14 protein-coding genes are annotated in these 16581 nt (G+C 67.6%); 9 read left to right on the forward strand and 5 right to left on the reverse strand.

Annotated elements, in window-relative coordinates:
• Window positions 1-112 precede the first annotated feature (112 nt).
• A complete protein-coding gene (locus ACFVWG_RS18665; protein ID WP_391544548.1) occupies window positions 113-1444 on the reverse strand; it encodes a glycoside hydrolase family 27 protein in 1332 nt (443 codons plus the stop codon).
• Between the two features lie 1145 nt (window positions 1445-2589).
• On the opposite strand from ACFVWG_RS18665, the gene ACFVWG_RS18670 reads away from it, so the two are divergent.
• A complete protein-coding gene (locus ACFVWG_RS18670; protein WP_391544549.1) occupies window positions 2590-2763 on the forward strand; it encodes a CsbD family protein in 174 nt (57 codons plus the stop codon).
• A gap of 3 nt (window positions 2764-2766) precedes the next feature.
• Here ACFVWG_RS18670 and ACFVWG_RS18675 read toward each other — a convergent pair whose 3' ends face one another.
• Complete coding sequence (locus ACFVWG_RS18675) at window positions 2767-3867, reverse strand: hypothetical protein (RefSeq protein WP_391544550.1); 1101 nt, start codon at window positions 3865-3867, stop codon at window positions 2767-2769.
• Between the two features lie 32 nt (window positions 3868-3899).
• Complete coding sequence (locus ACFVWG_RS18680; protein ID WP_391544551.1) at window positions 3900-4466, reverse strand: TetR/AcrR family transcriptional regulator; 567 nt, start codon at window positions 4464-4466, stop codon at window positions 3900-3902.
• A gap of 44 nt (window positions 4467-4510) precedes the next feature.
• Here ACFVWG_RS18680 and ACFVWG_RS18685 point away from each other — a divergent pair, with 44 nt between their 5' ends.
• The 5 genes from ACFVWG_RS18685 (at window position 4511) to ACFVWG_RS18705 (ending at window position 8442) form a co-directional block, all read left to right on the forward strand.
• The gene (locus tag ACFVWG_RS18685; RefSeq protein ID WP_391544552.1) at window positions 4511-5293 is read left to right on the forward strand and encodes a deoxyribonuclease IV; all 783 of its coding nucleotides are present in this window, start codon (window positions 4511-4513) and stop codon (window positions 5291-5293) included.
• Between the two features lie 89 nt (window positions 5294-5382).
• A complete protein-coding gene (locus ACFVWG_RS18690; RefSeq protein WP_391544553.1) occupies window positions 5383-5862 on the forward strand; it encodes a MarR family winged helix-turn-helix transcriptional regulator in 480 nt (159 codons plus the stop codon).
• A 29-nt stretch (window positions 5863-5891) separates the two neighbouring features.
• Window positions 5892-7364, forward strand: a complete 1473-nt coding sequence (locus tag ACFVWG_RS18695; RefSeq protein ID WP_391544554.1) for a carboxylesterase/lipase family protein — start codon at window positions 5892-5894, stop codon at window positions 7362-7364.
• A gap of 1 nt (window position 7365) precedes the next feature.
• The gene (locus ACFVWG_RS18700) at window positions 7366-7965 is read left to right on the forward strand and encodes a DUF1684 domain-containing protein (RefSeq protein ID WP_391544555.1); all 600 of its coding nucleotides are present in this window, start codon (window positions 7366-7368) and stop codon (window positions 7963-7965) included.
• Window positions 7966-8052: 87 nt separating this feature from the next.
• The gene (locus ACFVWG_RS18705) at window positions 8053-8442 is read left to right on the forward strand and encodes an STAS domain-containing protein (RefSeq protein ID WP_391544556.1); all 390 of its coding nucleotides are present in this window, start codon (window positions 8053-8055) and stop codon (window positions 8440-8442) included.
• Window positions 8443-8482: 40 nt separating this feature from the next.
• Here ACFVWG_RS18705 and ACFVWG_RS18710 read toward each other — a convergent pair whose 3' ends face one another.
• Window positions 8483-10744, reverse strand: coding sequence for a DEAD/DEAH box helicase (locus ACFVWG_RS18710; protein WP_391544557.1), 2262 nt, complete (start codon window positions 10742-10744; stop codon window positions 8483-8485).
• A 426-nt stretch (window positions 10745-11170) separates the two neighbouring features.
• Here ACFVWG_RS18710 and ACFVWG_RS18715 point away from each other — a divergent pair, with 426 nt between their 5' ends.
• The 3 genes from ACFVWG_RS18715 to ACFVWG_RS18725 are packed head-to-tail and all read left to right on the forward strand — an operon-like array spanning window position 11171 to window position 14505.
• Window positions 11171-11887, forward strand: a complete 717-nt coding sequence (locus ACFVWG_RS18715) for a lysophospholipid acyltransferase family protein (protein WP_391544558.1) — start codon at window positions 11171-11173, stop codon at window positions 11885-11887.
• On the forward strand, window positions 11877-12821 hold the full coding sequence (locus ACFVWG_RS18720; RefSeq protein WP_391544559.1) for a TIGR03621 family F420-dependent LLM class oxidoreductase: 945 nt from the start codon (window positions 11877-11879) through the stop codon (window positions 12819-12821). The genes ACFVWG_RS18715 and ACFVWG_RS18720 overlap by 11 nt, the downstream gene beginning before the upstream one ends.
• Window positions 12822-12843: 22 nt before the next feature.
• Window positions 12844-14505, forward strand: a complete 1662-nt coding sequence (locus ACFVWG_RS18725; RefSeq protein WP_391544560.1) for an FAD-binding oxidoreductase — start codon at window positions 12844-12846, stop codon at window positions 14503-14505.
• On the opposite strand, the gene ACFVWG_RS18730 is transcribed toward ACFVWG_RS18725, so the two are convergent.
• Entirely contained in the window at window positions 14506-16182 is a 1677-nt protein-coding gene (locus tag ACFVWG_RS18730) for a glycoside hydrolase family 9 protein (RefSeq protein WP_391544561.1), read from the reverse strand.
• Between the last annotated feature and the right edge of the window lie 399 nt (window positions 16183-16581).

The raw sequence follows: 16581 nt of genomic DNA on the forward strand, positions 1-16581 counted from the left end.
AGGGGAAACGCCCCCAGGTTTTCCCCCCCACAGAACGGAAAAAAACCCCCCGCTGGGGGTAGGAGGGGTCCCACCTTGAGGGGGGCGGGGACAGTCCCCCCCCCCAGGGAGGTCAGGAGAGGGTGATCAGGCGCGAGCCGTGGGCCGGGACGGAGACGGCGGTCCACGACTTGTTCGAACGACCAAGGTTGCTCTGGGCAACGAGATCACGGACGTGCTTGCTGCCGTGGATGCCGAGCTGGTCCCAGGTGACGGGGATGTCGGCAGTCTCGGAGCCGAGGTTGTAGACGGCGACTGCGAGCTTGCCGCCGGGCAGGCGCTTCTTCCAGATCTGCAGCGTGCCGCCGGTGACGCGGGTCGGGATGACACCGGCCTGGTCGACCGCGATCACCTCGCGGTTGGTGAGGATCGCGACCGCCTTGCGGTCGATGTTCGCCAGGTCGCCGCCGATGTACAGCGGGGAGGAGGCCATCGACCAGAACGTCATCACGGACTGGCGTTCGGTCTCGTTGATGCCGTCCTGGATGCCGACACCGGAGTTGTTGTTGATCGGCATCGAGTCGAGATCCGGCCAGTAGTTCGGTCGCACCACATCGAGCCAGTTCGGCAGGTCTTCCCAGCGGTTGTCGACCGAGCTCTCCCAGGTCGACACGGTGTTGCAGTAGCACTCGACGTCGGTGTCGACGCGGACGCTGTTCGCCCACGGCTGCAGGCCCTCACCCGCCTCACGCGGGATCGGCCAGGCGCTCGCGGTCAGCCACATCTTGCGGCCGCTCTGGTCGATGGCCTTGGACCACGCCTCGATGTCCGGGATGTTCTCCTTCAGAACGCCGTCGACCTTCAGGAAGTCGACACCCCAGGACGCGAACCGCTTCGCCATCGAGTTGAAGTACGCCTGCGCGCACGGCTTGGTGAAGTCGATCTTCCAGTCGCCGCCCCACATGTTCGTCTTCACCAGCGGGTAGACGGTGATGTCCTGCGTGGTGCAGTTCGTGCCCAGGATCGGCGCGTTCTTGTCGTAGATCGCGGTCTGCAACCCGGCGCCGCCGTACAGGCCGATCTTGAGGCCCTTGCTGTGCACGTAGCGGGCGAGGCTGGCGATCCCGTTCGGGAAGCGCTCCGGGTCGGCCTCGGGGATGCCGTTGGCGTCGGTCCGGAACTCCCAGTTCCAGTTCGCGTTCCAGCCCGCGTCCAGGTTGATGTTGGTGTACCCGGCGTGCCGCAGATTCTTCGCCATCGAGTCGGCGGCCGACTTCACATGCGCCTCGGTCAGCCACTTCGTGCCGTAGTCGGGGTTGTTGGACGACTGCACACTCCAGCTGCTCCAGCCCATGAACGGCTTGATGCTGAAGTCACTCTTCGCCTGCGCAGGAGTGATGGCTGCGGCCAGCAGGACCGGTACGGCGGTCGCCAGCGCGACTGCGCGGCGGAGAAAACGGGACACGGGGGACGCCTTTCGTCACAGGGACTGCGGGAGCATCCCCGGTACCGTACGAGTGTTACTTCACCACGTCAAGAATGTAAGGACCTGATTTCCTGCCTGATTTCTGGCTCTCCTGCTCGATGTGTGGGTGACGCCGCCGTTGCCGGGGCTGCGGCCGCTGCGGCGCCTGAGATGGATTTGCCGGTTGCGTACACACCGACTGTTGGTACGCCTACCCGCCGCCCTTTTCGGTGCCTGCGTCACGATGCAGCGCGCCCGTTCTGTCCGCGTACTAACAGTCGGTCTGTACAGCCCGATCACCGAAGCGCCCCATCTTCGCCGCACCCAAAGCCCGTCACCCCGAGCAACTGCGACCCCGCCCGGCGTCGTTCCCGGACCGCAACCACAACCCGTCAGCCCCAAGCAACGGAGAACGCGGTCGCCGACCGGACCATCCCCCTCAGTCACCGCATCGCCCAGCCACCCCGTCTTTGATCGGCCGACGCCAACCTCAGCCACAGTGCGACGTGGCCGGCCGAGTCGCTCACCTGGCCCGCCGCGCGACCTCGACCGCCTCCGGCGGTCGACTGAGAGGCTTCGCGCGCGCCCAGCAGATGGTTGAGGGGGATGGTGCGGTCGGCTATCGAGGTACACGTTGCCTGAGGCTGACGGGCTGTGGCTGAGGTACGTGATGCCCGGAGCTTGCGCTATGGGCGAGTTTTCGGGTCCAGGCGACGAAAAATCACCCATAACGCGGCCGACCCCACCAGGCGACGCACCTTGAGCACCCGTCAACCGCGTGACGCCCGCCGGGGGTGGCCGGGTCGTGCTCAAGGTCGGGTGGTGGGGCACTTTGGGTATCGGTCGACCATGTGGTGCCGCCTTTGTGGAGTCTGGTGGGCGTTGGGTGGCCCTGAGCATCCACAAAGGTGCTAAGCGCACCCGTCGAGGTGGTTGGGCCGTGCTCAAGGTGGGTGGACGCGACACTTTGTGCACCGCTCGACCGCTTGGGGCCGGTCGGAGTGGTCGGGGCGTGCTCAAGGTCGGGTGGCGGGGGCACTCCATGAGGGGAGAACCAGCAACTTGAGCGGAGATCCCTCTTTTTTGCATGGATCGTTTCGGGGCGGGCACCGGGGCGGCCTAGCGGAAACGCGGAAGGAGTGATCATGGGCGTCGGAGACAAGATCAAGAACGCTGCGGATGCGGCCAAGGGCAAGATCAAGGAAGCCACTGGGGACGCGACCGATGATCGCGACCTGCAGGCCGAGGGCCAGGCGGACCAGACGACGGCCGACCTGAAGCAGGCCGGCGAGAAGGCCAAGGACGCCTTCAAGCACTGAGTGCTACCGCGGCGCCGGTCCCGACGGGGGCCGGCGCTGCGTCATGCCGCCGGGAGCTTGCCGGTGGCGAGGCGCCAGAGGGTGATCGGCCAGCCGTAGAGAAAGAGCGCCGCCAGTACGACGTAACACGCGACCGTGAACCAGGAGAGTGCACCGATCTCGGTGTGCTTGCTGATGTTGGTCATGCCGGTGACGATCGTGCCCCACGAGAACGGGGATTCCCCACCAGGCCAGCGAGAACTCGAGGCCCTTACCGAACGCCCAGGCGAGCATCGCCAGGCAGATCGCACCCCACAGCAGCGTGAAGCCCATCAGTGGGACACCACCAACAACCGAGAGCGCTTGCAGACCTTCCCCGTACGGCGTTGGTAGCCCCGACTGCACGGCTTGATCGCCAAGGTTGCCGAGGGCATTGACCCCCTGACCGAACGGCGCGATCACGATGAACAGCGCGGGCGTCGCTTGCAGCGGCAGCGGCCCGTTCGCGAACAAGCGCTGCAAGACCAGCGGCAGTACGACGATCGTCATCAGCAGGTCGAGACCGAACATCGCGTACAGCGCGATGACCAGCAACGCCTTGCCCTGACCAGGATCCAGATGTTCGAGCAGCGGCTTGGCGAAGGCGGCGGCGACCATTGTGCCGGTGGGTGGCAGCAGCCAGGCGGGTCCGGCCGCGGCGATCACGAGGTCGTGCTTGATGATCATCAGCAACGTCAGCCCGACCGCGCAGACGATGCCGACGATGGTTCCGATCGTCCACAGTACGGCGCTCAGTCCGATCGCGAAGCCGTCGGGCAGGAACGTGTGGCCGACGGTCCAGGAGATCAACCCGACGGCAAGGAACGCCAGCGAGACGCAGGCGTAGAACGGCGCAACCGCCGGATCGAGCAGCCCGGCCCGCGCCTGATCGGTGTGCCTGAACCAATGGATGCCGCGGGCAACCACCAGGACGAGCAGCGACAGGAACGCCAGCACCGCGAACACCTGCCAGACGTGCACGGCTCCCGGGAACTGGTGGGGGAGTCCGATCCCAGCGCCCGGGATGATCGCCGTACCCATGACGACGGCGTACCAGTTCGGACCGACGTACCGGAAGCGAGTCACACAACCACCTTAGGCAGTTGTGTACCCGGGGGTCAAATATCTAGCGCAGTGTCCAGGATGTGGCCGAGCTGGGCCGGATCGGTGCCGGCTTTGGCCAGTACGGCGGTCCCGATCGCGGCCGCCATAAGGGCTCCCGCGGCGGCGGTCGGAGTCCGCGAGGTAGCGATCTCCCCGGATTTCTGGCCGCGCGAGATCGCGGACCGGAAGATCTCCTGCATCCGCTGGAACAGTTCGGTGGCGATTTCGGCGACGGATTCGTCGGCCATCCCGACCTCGGCGACCGCATTGACGGTCAGGCAGCCGAGCTGATGCTCGCCGACCCCAGCCAGCGTCGCCAAAGCGTCGCGAAGTCGGGGCTTCAGTGGCCCCGGACCCTCCAGGCTCGCCGCGAGTTCGGTCATGCGCTGCTGGCTGTAGTGGCGCAGGGCGAGCGTGAAGAGGTGGTGCTTGCTCTTGAAGGTGTTGTAGAGGCTGCCCTTGCCGATCCCGAGCTCGTCGACGAGGTTCTGCGGTGTGGTCGCGGCGAATCCCTGCCGCCAGAAGATCCCGACGGCCTGATCGACGACGACGTCCGCATCGAAGGTCATTGGTCTGCCCATGCGGAGCAGTATATTCTGTACCTCGAAGTCGAGAAAGGGGACCGGTGGCGCTGATCGGTACACATGTCGCGATCGGCGGCGGATTGGTGAAGGTCGGCCTGGCCGAGGCGACCGAGGTCGGTGCCGAGATCATCCAGCTCTTCGGCGGCAACCCGCGCAGCTGGGCGCCGCGCGCGGCTGACCCCGCAGCCGACGAGGCGTTCCGGGCGGCCTGCAACATCCCGGTGGTTGTGCACGCGCCGCACCTGATCAACCTGTGCTCACCCTCGGAGCAGGTCCTGAAGCAGTCCATCGAAGCGCTTGAGCTGACGATGGAACGAGCCGCCGCGATCGGTGCCGGCACAGTCGTGGTCCACGCCGGTTCGATGGTCGACGGAACTCGCCGTACGGCGGTATTGAATGGTCTGCACGAGGTGATCGCGCCAGTCCTCGACCGCACCGACGTACAGCTGCTGATCGAGCCCACCGCGGGTGGCGGAGAGGCGGCTGCCTCGACGATCGAGAGCACCGGCGACTACCTGCAGGCGGTGAACGACGAGCGCGTCGGCGTCTGCCTCGACACGTGCCACCTGCACGCCGCGGGGGAGGACCTCGCCAAGCTCACGACCGATCTGCCGGTCGCACTCCTGCACGTCAACGACAGCCGGGACCTCGTCGGCTCCCGCCGTGACCGGCACGAGTCGCTCGGCCGCGGCGAGATCGGTGTCGAGACACTCAAGATCTTTCTCGAGCAGTTTCCAGGAGTACCGATGCTGGTCGAGACCCCCACCCACGTTGAGGATGTCGCGATCCTGAAGGAGATCAGACGAAGGCGGAGTGGCCGGTGATGGACTTGCCGACTCAGCGTGTTCATCTCGCGAGTGCCTCCGTCCGGTAATCTATCGTCAACTGGTTAACAGTTTGGCTGAGGAGATGGATGGGCCGGGACATGGTGCAGGGGTTGTGGGCGGAGGCTCGACCCGATCTGGACACGTCGGCGATGGAAGTGATCGGGCCGCTGAAGCGCATCCAGCGACTGCTCGAAGAGGCGGTAGAGCCGCTGTATGTGGATGCTCCGCTGACCAGCGCCGAGCTCGACATCTGCATCCGGCTCCGGCATGACGAGAGCCCGACGATCGCGCGCCAGCTGGCCGATCAGATGCGGCATTCGCGGGCCGCGATCAGCAAGACGCTGAACCGGCTGGAGGCTCGCGGTTTTGTCCGGCGGGAGCCGAGCCCGAACGACAAGCGGGCGGCGTTGATCCGGCTCACCCCGGAAGGCGAAGCCGTGACGGATCGGTTGTTCCCGCGGCAACTGGCGCGCGAGTTCGAGCTGCTTGAAGGACTGGGTGATGACCGCGACCGCGTGGTCGAGGCGCTGAATCTGCTCGCGGATGTGCTGTCTCGCGAGCGGTGAGCAGCTGAGTGGCGTGGTAAGCATGAGGCGTGGACGCGATCGTGAGGACTTCGGGCGGACAGGTCAAGGGCCGGACGGACGGCGAGGTGACGGCGTTCCTCGGGATTCCGTACGCGGCAGCGCCGGTGGGGCAGAAGGTCTTTCAGGCCCCCGAGCCGGCCAGCTGGGACGGCGTACGGGATGCAACCGAGCTGGGCGCGACTGTGCCGCAGCCCGGTTACGAGCCGCCGTACGACGCCCTGTTGTCGAACCCGGCAATCCCCGGACCCGACTTCCTCAACGTGAATGTGTGGACGCCTGGCGGTAGCGGGCTGCCGGTGCTGGTGTGGTTCCACGGTGGTGCCTTCCGCAACGGTTCCAACGCCGTCCGCGAGTACGACGGTACGGCGTTCGCCCGCGACGGCGTGGTCCTCGTCGGCGTCAACTACCGGCTGGGGATCCAGGGCTTCGGCGTGATCCCGGGTTCGCCGAGCAACCGCGGACTGCTCGACCAGGTCGCGGCGCTGCGCTGGGTGCAGGAGAACATCGCGGCCTTCGGTGGCGACCCCGCCCGCGTGACGATTGCTGGTGAGTCCGCCGGCGGGATGAGCGTTGCGACGCTGATGTCGATCCCGGCCGCGAAGGGACTCTTCCGGCGAGCGATCGTGCAGAGCGGCTCGGCCGGTGTGGCCGCGCTCGCCTCTGATGCCGGGGCTGTCGCCGCCGAGGTCGCCAAGCGGCTCGGTGTCGAGTGCTCGGCGGCGGGATTTGCATCCGTCAGCGTCGAGGACCTGCTGGCCGCGCAGCGCGTCGTCGCGATCGAGATGCGGCTGAAGCCGGATCCGGCGCGCTGGGGCGTGAGCACGATCGCGGTCGGCGGCGGGATCATGCCGGTCATGCCGGTGATCGACAACGAGCTGATCTTCGACGTACCGATCAAGGCCATCGCGGCCGGCGCGGCCGAGGGTGTCGACGTACTGGCTGGGTCGACGAGTGACGAGTTCAGCTTCTTCACGGTCCCGTCCGGCCTCGCCGCTGCGGTGACCGCCGAGATGCTGCCGGTCGCGTTGGCCGGGATGGGCGTTCCCGCGGAGGTCACGGCCGCGTACCTCGCTGGGCGTCCGGAGCAGTCGCCGGGTGAGGTGCTGTCCTCGGTGGTGACCGACTCGATCTTCACGATTCCGACGATCAAGTTGGCGGCTGCCCAGCGGCCGCACGGGACGCCGTACCTGTATGAGTTCGCCTGGAAGTCGCCGCTCGAAGGGCTCGGCGCCTGCCACTCGCTCGAACTCGCCTTCATGTTCGACACGCTCAGCACCGCGACCTCACCCCTGTACGGCGATGCTGCGCCCCAGGAGCTCGCGGACACCATGCACGCCGTGTGGGTGACGTTCGCGACGACGGGTGATCCCGGCTGGCCGTCGTACGAGGAATCGACGCGTGCGGTGATGACCTTCGACCACCCGACCTCGGCGCTGAAGTCAGCTCCACGCGCGGCCGAGCTGTCGGTCTGGGGAGTCTGACATGTCTTTGGAGACAGCCGATTGGCGCCGCCGGGTGTTCGCGCTCTACGAGTCGGTGCGTGCGCAGGATGATCCGGCTCAGGCACACAAGGTCTGGCAGACCGGCCGGGACGAGTTGCTGAAGACGCACCCGGCCTCGCCGGTCGAGGAGCCCTCGACGTACGGCGGTCCCGAGATCGGTGCCTACCGCCCCGAACTGCGCTTTGATGTTGCTATTGACAACGATGTTGAGCCGGTCCGGTGGGAGGTGCCTTCGGCAACCGATGGCGTGATCCCGTTCAGCCGGATCGGTGTCGTCCATCTGCCCGACGTCGGCGATCTCGACGTGTGGTGGCTCGAGTCGTACGGCGGCGGCCTGTTCGTCCCGGTCAAGGACGCACTCGCCGGCAAGCTCACGTACGGCGGCGGGCGCTACCTGATCGACACCGTCAAAGGCGCCGACCTCGGCGGCGACTTCCGCGCCGGCCGCCTGGTGATCGACCTCAACTTCGCCTACAACCCGTCCTGCGCCTACAGCGCGCGCTGGACGTGCCCGCTCGCCCCGAAGACCAACACCGTCGCGGTCGAACTCCCGGTCGGCGAGCTCACACCTCAGCCCTAGAAGGCGGTACGCGCACCTTGGTGAACTGCAGACTAGGGAATAGGAGTGGGTACTACGGATACAACGCTGGGTGTGAGGAGTGGTGCCGTGAGTCAGCCACAGGTTGTCCGGACCGTGAGTCAGCCGGTCGATATGAGTGGGTCGTTTGTTTGCGCGTGGTCCGCCGTGGGCGGCTGCGTGGTGGTGAAGGTTGCGGGGATGGTGGACGCGACCACAGCGACGGCGTTCGCCGAGGAATTGCGGCGGGTCATCACGACGAAGTCCTCGACAGTTGTGGTCGACGTGCGTCGGGTGCGGGAGCTGGATGACGCCGGTGTCGGCGTACTGGCGTCAGCTGAGGCTTTGGCCCGTGAGCACGACGGCTGGTTGCGAGTCGCCGGAGGGCAGCCGTGGGTGGGCGAGATGCTCGCGCCGCGCGGGATTCCGACGTACGGGGAGTTGAAGCAGGCGCTGCCGTCGTACCGGCCCGCGCCCTAAAACGCCGGCACGCTCATAGCGTGCCGGCGTTCTCTGTCCCTCAGGACAGCGCGTCGGTGAGCAGCGAGACGAGGGCCTCGAGCTGGACGTCGGCGGACGAGCCGGTCTCCTCGTCGGAGCCGTCCAAGGCGATGGCGGCCAGGCCGGCCTTGGAGTCGATCAGGTCCGCGATGCGGGTGTCGATGGTCTGCGCGGCGATGATCCGCCACGCGGTGACCGGCATCTCCTGACCGATCCGGTGCACCCGGTCGATCGCCTGGGTCTGCTCGGCGTTCGTCCAGGACAGCTCGGCCAGTACGACGTTCGACGCGACCTGGAGGTTGAGGCCGACGCCGGCCGCGAGCAGTGAGCAGACCGCGATCGAGACCTCAGGGTCGTTGGTGAAGGCGTCGATGTTCTTCTGCCGCTTGGTCGAGGTCTGGTCACCGCGGATCGAGGCGAACTTGATCCCGCGCTCGGCGAACAGCTCCTCGGCGGTGTCCATCGCCTCGATGTGGCGGGCGAAGAAGACGACCTTGCCGACGCTCTGCGCGAGCTGGGCGGCGTAGTCGGCGGCCAGGCCGGCCTTCGCGAGACCGATCCGGCGAACCAGCGAGAACACGTTCTCGCCGGTCTTCTTGTTGTCCATCTCCTGGCGTTCCCAGCCGGCGACGCGGCGGACCAGCTCGTGGTCGATGCCTTCGACGGTGACGCCGGAAGCCCGGGTCTCGAGCGCGGTGTGGTACCTGGCGACCAAGCGCTCGGCCAGCTCCCGCTCGGCCGCGTGGATGGAACGGCCGACGGCGCCGTCGAGCTCGACGGGCAGATCGGCGATCCGGCGGGCCGGGATGTCGGCGGCCACGTCGACCTTGCGGCGACGGACGATGCCCATGTTGATCACGGCCGACCGGGCGGCCGCGTAGAAGCCGGGGTCGGCGGGGACCAGCTCGGTCTCCTCGAGCGACTCCATCAGGTCCGCGCGCGGACCCTTCTCGTCGATCCAGCCGAGGAACTGCCAGATCGCGGTGAAGTCCTCGATCGAGTTGATCAGCGGCGTTCCGGTCAGGGCCATCAGCAGCGGCCGGGTGCTGCGGTTGCGGATCCGCTCCGACAGCTCCAGCACGTTCCGGGAGCGCTGGGACTTCTTGTTCTTGATGAAGTGCGCCTCGTCGACGACCATGCCGCGGAAACCGAGGTCACCGAGCCAGCCGACGTGCCGGTCGAGCACCTCGTAGTTGACCACGACAATGTCGGCGAAGCCGTCGATCGAGTCGCCGTCACCGTGGATGACGGTCGCCTTCTTCTGCGGCGTCCACAGCTCGGCCTCGCGGGCCCAGTTGGTCTTGACGACGTTCGGTACGACGACGAGCAGCGGGTACGCGTCGGCAGCCTTGGCCGCGAGCAGGGCCTGAGCGGTCTTGCCGAGGCCGGGCTCGTCGGCCAGCAGGAAGCTGCGGTGGCCGGCGGCCACGGAGGCGATCAGGCGAGACTGATGCGGCATCAGCTCCTGACCGGCCGCGATGCGCAGGTTGGTCGGCTCCGGCAGGGGCATGCTCGCCGAAGGCGCGGCGTACTCGAAGGAGCGGAGCAGGGGAGTGATGAGCTCCCAGCCGGCGAGGCGGCGGGCGCGGACCGGCCGGGAGACCGGGGCCGCGCTGAAGTCCGGCGCGAGGAACGGGTTCGCGAGCTGCCGGGCAACGACAGTCTGCGGTACGACGCGACGCGCGGCGGGCTCGGGAGCGGTCTCCGGCTCCGGGGCGGGCGGCTCCTCGGGAGCCTCCATCCCGGCCGCGGTCAGCATCTCGCGGCGCAGGGCCGCGGCGGACTCGGAGATCACTGTGTCTTCGGCCAGCAGTTGGAGCAGCGCGGGCTCGCGAGCCGCGGTCTTGGCCAGAATTGTGGCCACTCCGTCGAGCCGGCGCAGCTGCTCGGCCCGGTACGCGTCGGTGGCTGAGGCGTCGGTGTTGACCCGGGCACGCTCTTCACGGACGAGCAGCGCGACGATCTGGAACTTCGTCCGGGTGGACGGCTTGATCGCGGCCCGCTCGACGGCACCCTCGACCTCGCGAACGGCCTTCGCCAGGACCGGGATCAGGCCCTCGGCGTCCTTGGCCGGGCGGCGCTTGCGGTTGGCGGCGGTAGCACCGCCACCGGACCCGCCGCTCGAGGCCCCACTACCCGAGGTGCCGCGGCTGCCGGAGCTCTGCTTCCGGGCGTCACCGGACGACCGGCGGGTGTCGCCGGCGTCGCGCCGGGTGTCGCCGGATTGCCGGCGGCCGGAGCCGCTGGCGGCCCCGGACTGGCGCTGACCTCGTCGGGCCAAGGGTCCTCCTCTGTCGTGCCACGGACCACTGTCCACGGCGAACGCGGCACCGCGCGTCACTACAGCCGAGAGCGACACGTCGCACAGCGGCCCGGTGCGGGCCACCCCCGGGAGCGCGGGATCGGCGCTCCGGCCAGCGATCGAGATCGTGGATTCCGGCGGAACTGACGGCGCTGCGCCGATCACTGCAGGCCGATCCCCGTGCGGTTCGGCCACAGTCCGGCCGGCGACGGGTAACGATCGGCCCAGAAAGGCGATGCCGATGTTCGGTGTTGCCAGAATACTACGCTCAGCACCCGGTCAGGTCACCCACCCACCGACGATAGGGTGTTGACGTCATGGTCGCCCCTGCTCACCCTGCCCGGCTCGGGGTCCCCGTCGGTGACACTGGCATCTGCGACCTGGTCGCAGGTAAGGTCAACGCCGATGAGCGCTGAGCCCGCCCCGGAGACCGTCCCCGCCGCCAACCGTCAGCCCGCCTGGCTCGAGTCGCGGCTGGGGGTGTGGCTTCGGATCGTCATCCAGCGCGGTCTGCTGAAGCCTCTGGTTCGCTCTTTGATCCGGGTCAAGGTGGTTGGCCATCCGGAGGTGACCGGGCCGATGGTCGTGGTCGCGAACCACTCCAGCCACCTCGATGCGCCGTTGATGGTGACGTTCCTCCCGTTGGCGTTGACCCGGCGGCTGGCTGTTGGCGCGGCTGCCGACTACTTCTTCGACAGCAAGAAGCGGGCGATCATCACCGGGCTGGTGTTCAACGCCTTCCCGATCGACCGTAACAAGAACGACGGGGGCAAGAACCGGCCGATGCGCGGTACGTCGGGCCGGTTGCTCGACGACGGGTTCAGCCTGCTGGTGTTCCCGGAGGGGACGCGTTCTCGCGACGGTCTGATGGGTTCCTTCCAGCCCGGCGCCGCCGCGCTCTGCGTGAGCAAGGGGATGCCCTGTCTCCCGATCGGCATCACCGGCGCATACGATGCGATGCCGCGGGGACGGAACTGGCCGCGCCCGGGACGGCTCCCGGTCCGGTTCGCGATCGGCGCCCCGCTGACTCCCCGACCGGGGGAGTCGGTCGCCGCCTTCGCCGCCCGGATGCAGGCCGCAGTGACCGCCCTTCACGACCAAGGAGTTCGCGATGCCGGCTGACAAGCCGTTCCGTTTCACGGTGCAGTGTTCCTCGCCGTCCGAGGTGACCGCGGCGTCGTGGGCCGCGCTGGCCCGGAAGGTCGAGGACCTCGGCTACTACAGCCTGACCGTGTCCGACCACCTGGACGAGCAGATCGCCCCGATCGCCGCCCTGATGGCTGCCGCGAACGCGACCACGACGCTCCGGATCGGGTCGATGCTGTTCTGCAACGACTACCGGCACCCGGTCGTGCTCGCTAAGGAGGCCGCGACGCTGGACGCGCTCTCCGGTGGCCGCTTCGACCTCGGGCTGGGCGCGGGCTGGCTGCACACCGACTACGAGCGGGCTGGGATCCAGCTGGACCCGCCAGGGGTACGGATCGACCGGCTGGAGGAGGCGCTCGCCGTACTGAAGGGGCTGTTCGCGGACGAGCCGTGCCACTTCGAGGGCAAGCACTACCAGGTGCGGGGTCTCCAGGGGACGCCGAAGCCGTTGCAGCGCCCCCACCCGCCGATCGTGATCGGCGGCGGTGGCAAGCGGGTGCTGTCGCTGGCCGGCCGCGAGGCTGACGTCGTCGCGATCAACATGAACATGCAGAAGGGCCTGATCGACTCCTCGGTCGGCCCGAACGCGACCATCGCGGCCACCGACCAGAAGATCGCCTGGATCCGCGAGGCCGCGGGGGAGCGCTTCCCCGACCTGGTCCTGCAGTCCCGGATCCACCTAGCGCTGCCCGGTTCCGACCGGGCCGAGATGGCGAACAACCTCGCCGCCGGCTTCGGGCTCAGCCCCGAGGAGGCGCTCGGTACGCCGCACGCCCTGTTCGGCTCGGTCGACGAGATCATCGACGACCTGCTGGTACGGCGGGAGCGGTTCGGCATCTCGTCGATCGGCATCGCCGTCGACGCGCTGGACTCGATGGCCCCCGTTGTCGCCAAGCTCGCCGGCTCCTGACCCGTTTCTGAGAGGACTGACCATGACTGTGGAACACATGAAGTGGTGGGGCTGGGGCGTCGACGGTGTCGCGTTCTCCCATGACGACAAGCCGTCGCTGGCACCGTTCGTGCAGAAGGTCATCGACGTCGACCTGAACGCACCCGCCGAGCCGCCGCTGGCCTTCGAGGAGCTCGACGTCCCGGCGTCGCAGCTCGGTGAAGATCTGCAGAAAGCGCTCTCTGGCGTTCTCGGCGCCGAGTACGTCGTGACCACGGACCTCGATCGCGTGGTGCATGCCTTCGGCAAGAGTCTGCGCGACCTGGTCCGGATCCGGGCGAGCGATCTGCGCCGCATCCCCGATGTGGTCGTCTACCCGGCCGACGAGGCTCAGGTCGTGGCCGTGCTCGACGCGGTGGTCGCGGCCGACGCCGTACTGATCCCGTTCGGTGGCGGCAGCAACATCGCCGGCAGCCTGGAGGCACCGGCCGACGAGACCCGTCAGGTCGTGTCGCTCGACATGGGCCGGCTGAACAAGGTGCTCGCGATCGACGAGGAGTCCGGGCTGGCCCGGATCGAGGCCGGTGCTCTTGGCCCGGATCTCGAGAAGCAGCTCGGCGAGCGTGGCTGGACGATGGGCCACTTCCCGGACAGCTTCACGCACAGCTCGCTCGGTGGCTGGATCGCGACCCGCTCGTCGGGCATGCAGTCCGACAAGTTCGGCGACATCGCGGACATCACTCGCGCGCTGCGCGTCGTACAGCCCGGTGGGACGCTCGCGACCCGCGCCGTACCGGTCACGTCGACCGGGCCGAGCGTGCGGGAGATGATCCTGGGCAGCGAGGGCCGGCTCGGCATCATCACCGAGGCGACGGTTCAGGTGCACCGCAAGCCGGAGAAGCGCGTCGTACTCGGCTACTTCTTCCCGGACTGGAAGCGTGGCGTGGCCGCGATGCAGGCGATCTCGGCCAGCGACGCGACGCCGTCGATCACCCGGATCTCGGACTCGCGAGAGACCGCTTTCTCGTTCGCGACCCGCAAGACCAGCAAGGGTGTCTCGAAGCTGATGAGCTCGGCGCTGATCGCCGTACTCAAGAAGCGGGGCTGGGACCTGGAGCAGATGTGCTTGTCGTTCATCGGGTACGAAGGCAGCGCTGAGCACGTCGCGCGGCAGCGCAAGCTGGTCAAGAAGATCGTGTCCGCGCACGGCGGCATCGTCGTCGGCGCCGGGCCGGGAGCGCTCTACGACCAGAAGAAGTTCGATACGCCGTACATCCGGGACTTCCTGCTCGACCGCGGCGCGCTCGCGGACGTGTCGGAGACCGCGGCTTCGTGGTCACACCTGATGCCGCTCTATGACACGACGGTCGAGCAGGTCAACAAGGCCTTCGCGCAGCTGGGGGTGAAGGGGTGGGTGATGTGCCACCTCTCGCACTCGTACCACACCGGCGCCTGCCTGTACTTCACCTTCGCGTTCAAGCCGTCCGAGGGTGACCCGATCGCGCAGTACGACGCCGTGAAGTCGGCCGCGCAGCAGGCGTTCATCGATGCCGGCGGCACCTTGTCGCACCACCACGCGGTCGGTACGGAGCACTCGCGCTGGCTCGGCGACGACATCTCCGAGCCCGGTGTGCAGATGGTGCAGGGAATCTTCGGCGTCGTCGACCCGGGCCGCAACCTCAACCCGGGCAAGATCACCAGCTGATCAGCGCGCTGAGGCCGTCGCCAGCAGGAACCACGCGGTGTGTGGGATCCACTGCTCGGCCCAGCGCCACTCGTCGCCGTCGGGAGCGTCGGGCGGGAGGAACGCAATGTCCTGCTCGTCGCTCCAGCCGGCGGTGATCCCGTTGACGATGCCGCCGGGGAAGTTCGGGAAGTCGGAGGCGTAGTCGGGGTTGTTCCGCCCGCGGCCCTGCAGCATGCAGGTGTCGAACGGGTTCCGGCCGGTGACCCACGCGAGCTGGTCGTCGGCGAAGGTGGTGAATCGCTCGCGGGTCTCTGGGTCTTCGGTGACTCGTGCGCAGGCGCTGGCCGCGGTCGAGAGGGATGCGATCGCGGCGTTCTCGCCCTGCCACCAGTAGCCGGTCTCGTTGGCGTGCGGGAAGAAGAACGACTCGCGCGGCTCCTCGTCGAGTGGCTGGACGAGCGTGCGCGGATAGCCGAACGGATTCGGTACGGCGTCGGTCCGCTCGATGATGTCGAGCATCGCCCGGAGAGCGGTCTCTCGTGCTGCTTCATCGTTCAGTACGTCGGCGAATCGCAGCAGGGCGATCATCGGCAGACCTGGTTCGGCTGCATGGAAGAACGGTCGTCCTTGCTCGTCGGCGCGGAACCAACCGGGTCCGGTTGCTGGCCGGACGTACCTCGCCTGGAGTGAGGCCGCCCTTCTGCGGGCAGCTGCTTCGACATCGACGCCGGCGGCAACCAATTCCGTTGCCGCGAGCAAGGCTGTGTAGTCGTCCAGCACGGACTCGGTGCCGTCGAACAGGTACTCCAGGTTGTGCTCTTCCAGGTGCGCGAAACCCTCTTGAGCTGCCTGCAAGTATTCCGCTCGGGTGAACTCGCCGTCATCGTCGACCGTCGACGCCCGCGCCAACGCTGCGATCGCGAGCCCACCACCTTGGCGATAGCCCGCCTGGTACCGGTCGGTGCGCACGCTGTTCTGGAGCGGCGCGGTGATCACGCGCTCTTCGAGCTGCTTCGTGAGCGCGTCGAAGATGCCGGTGTAGAAGTACCCCTCCGGTGACCGGAACCGCATCAGGAAGTCCGCACCCCACAACGCCTCATCGCGCAATCGCGCACTCAGCATCCGTGCCAAGTCAGGGTGAAGCTCATCGCGAGCAGCCAGCATTGCCCAAGCACACAAGGGAATCTGCTGCGGACTCATCGTCGACGTGTACGTCAGGTGGGACAAGAACTTGCTCGTGTCCCCACTCGCATCCAGCCACCCACCGCGCGCGTCAACCGTCGTACCCGACTCGTCTCCCCAGAGCTTCGCCGCCCGGTCCTTCCGATCGATCTCACCACTCGACCGCATCGCCTTGAAATACGCCAGTACGTCGGACATCGTCTGCCGCTGCACGCGTTGGTTCGCGATCACGAACGGAGCGGACTCGACCTCACCACCTTCGAACCGCACCCGCACCACATACGTGCCCTCAGCAATATCCTGGGGGAGTGGGATCCGCACATACGGTCCACCGCTCCAGCCAGGCACTCGCTCGACCGCATGCGGCTCGAGGGCGACCGACGTACCGGATCCGTTGAGCGTGGCGCCCAGCACCGCAGACGGTACGACGGCAATCACCGCCTTGCTCGCCGCGACGCCGTACCCAAGGTGCGAGACCAGCACCCGCGGACTCGCCCCATCCAACGCCAGCACGACACCACTCCCTCACAGTTGGCCAGCAACTAGCTAAGCAGCAGGCGGATGGCGACCGCGAGCCGGACACCGTAGGCGTGTCGGTCGGATACCTGGGGCTTGACGCCGATCGACGTACTGATCAAGGTCTGGGCGAGGCCGGCAACTACCGGGTGTTGCGCCCGGCCGCTGGGTGATGGTTCGGCATTTGAGGGGATATCGGCTCAGGTTGTCCCTTCTCCCCTCTTCGGCTCTTGTGACGTATGTGTGGGTGGTGCGGCGTACCGGTCTCTGCGCCGTGTGGTGGGTCAGTTGACCGGCGTGCCGGCTGGGTGCTGTTCGACCGTTGGCAGTAGGTGAAGTTGCTGGGGGTGTGGACAAGGCATCGCTTGTTCAAGGCCCCCGCGGGGTGTGCGCACC

The sequence above is a fragment of the Kribbella sp. NPDC058245 genome, from assembly GCF_042882005.1.
Classification (GTDB): domain Bacteria; phylum Actinomycetota; class Actinomycetes; order Propionibacteriales; family Kribbellaceae; genus Kribbella.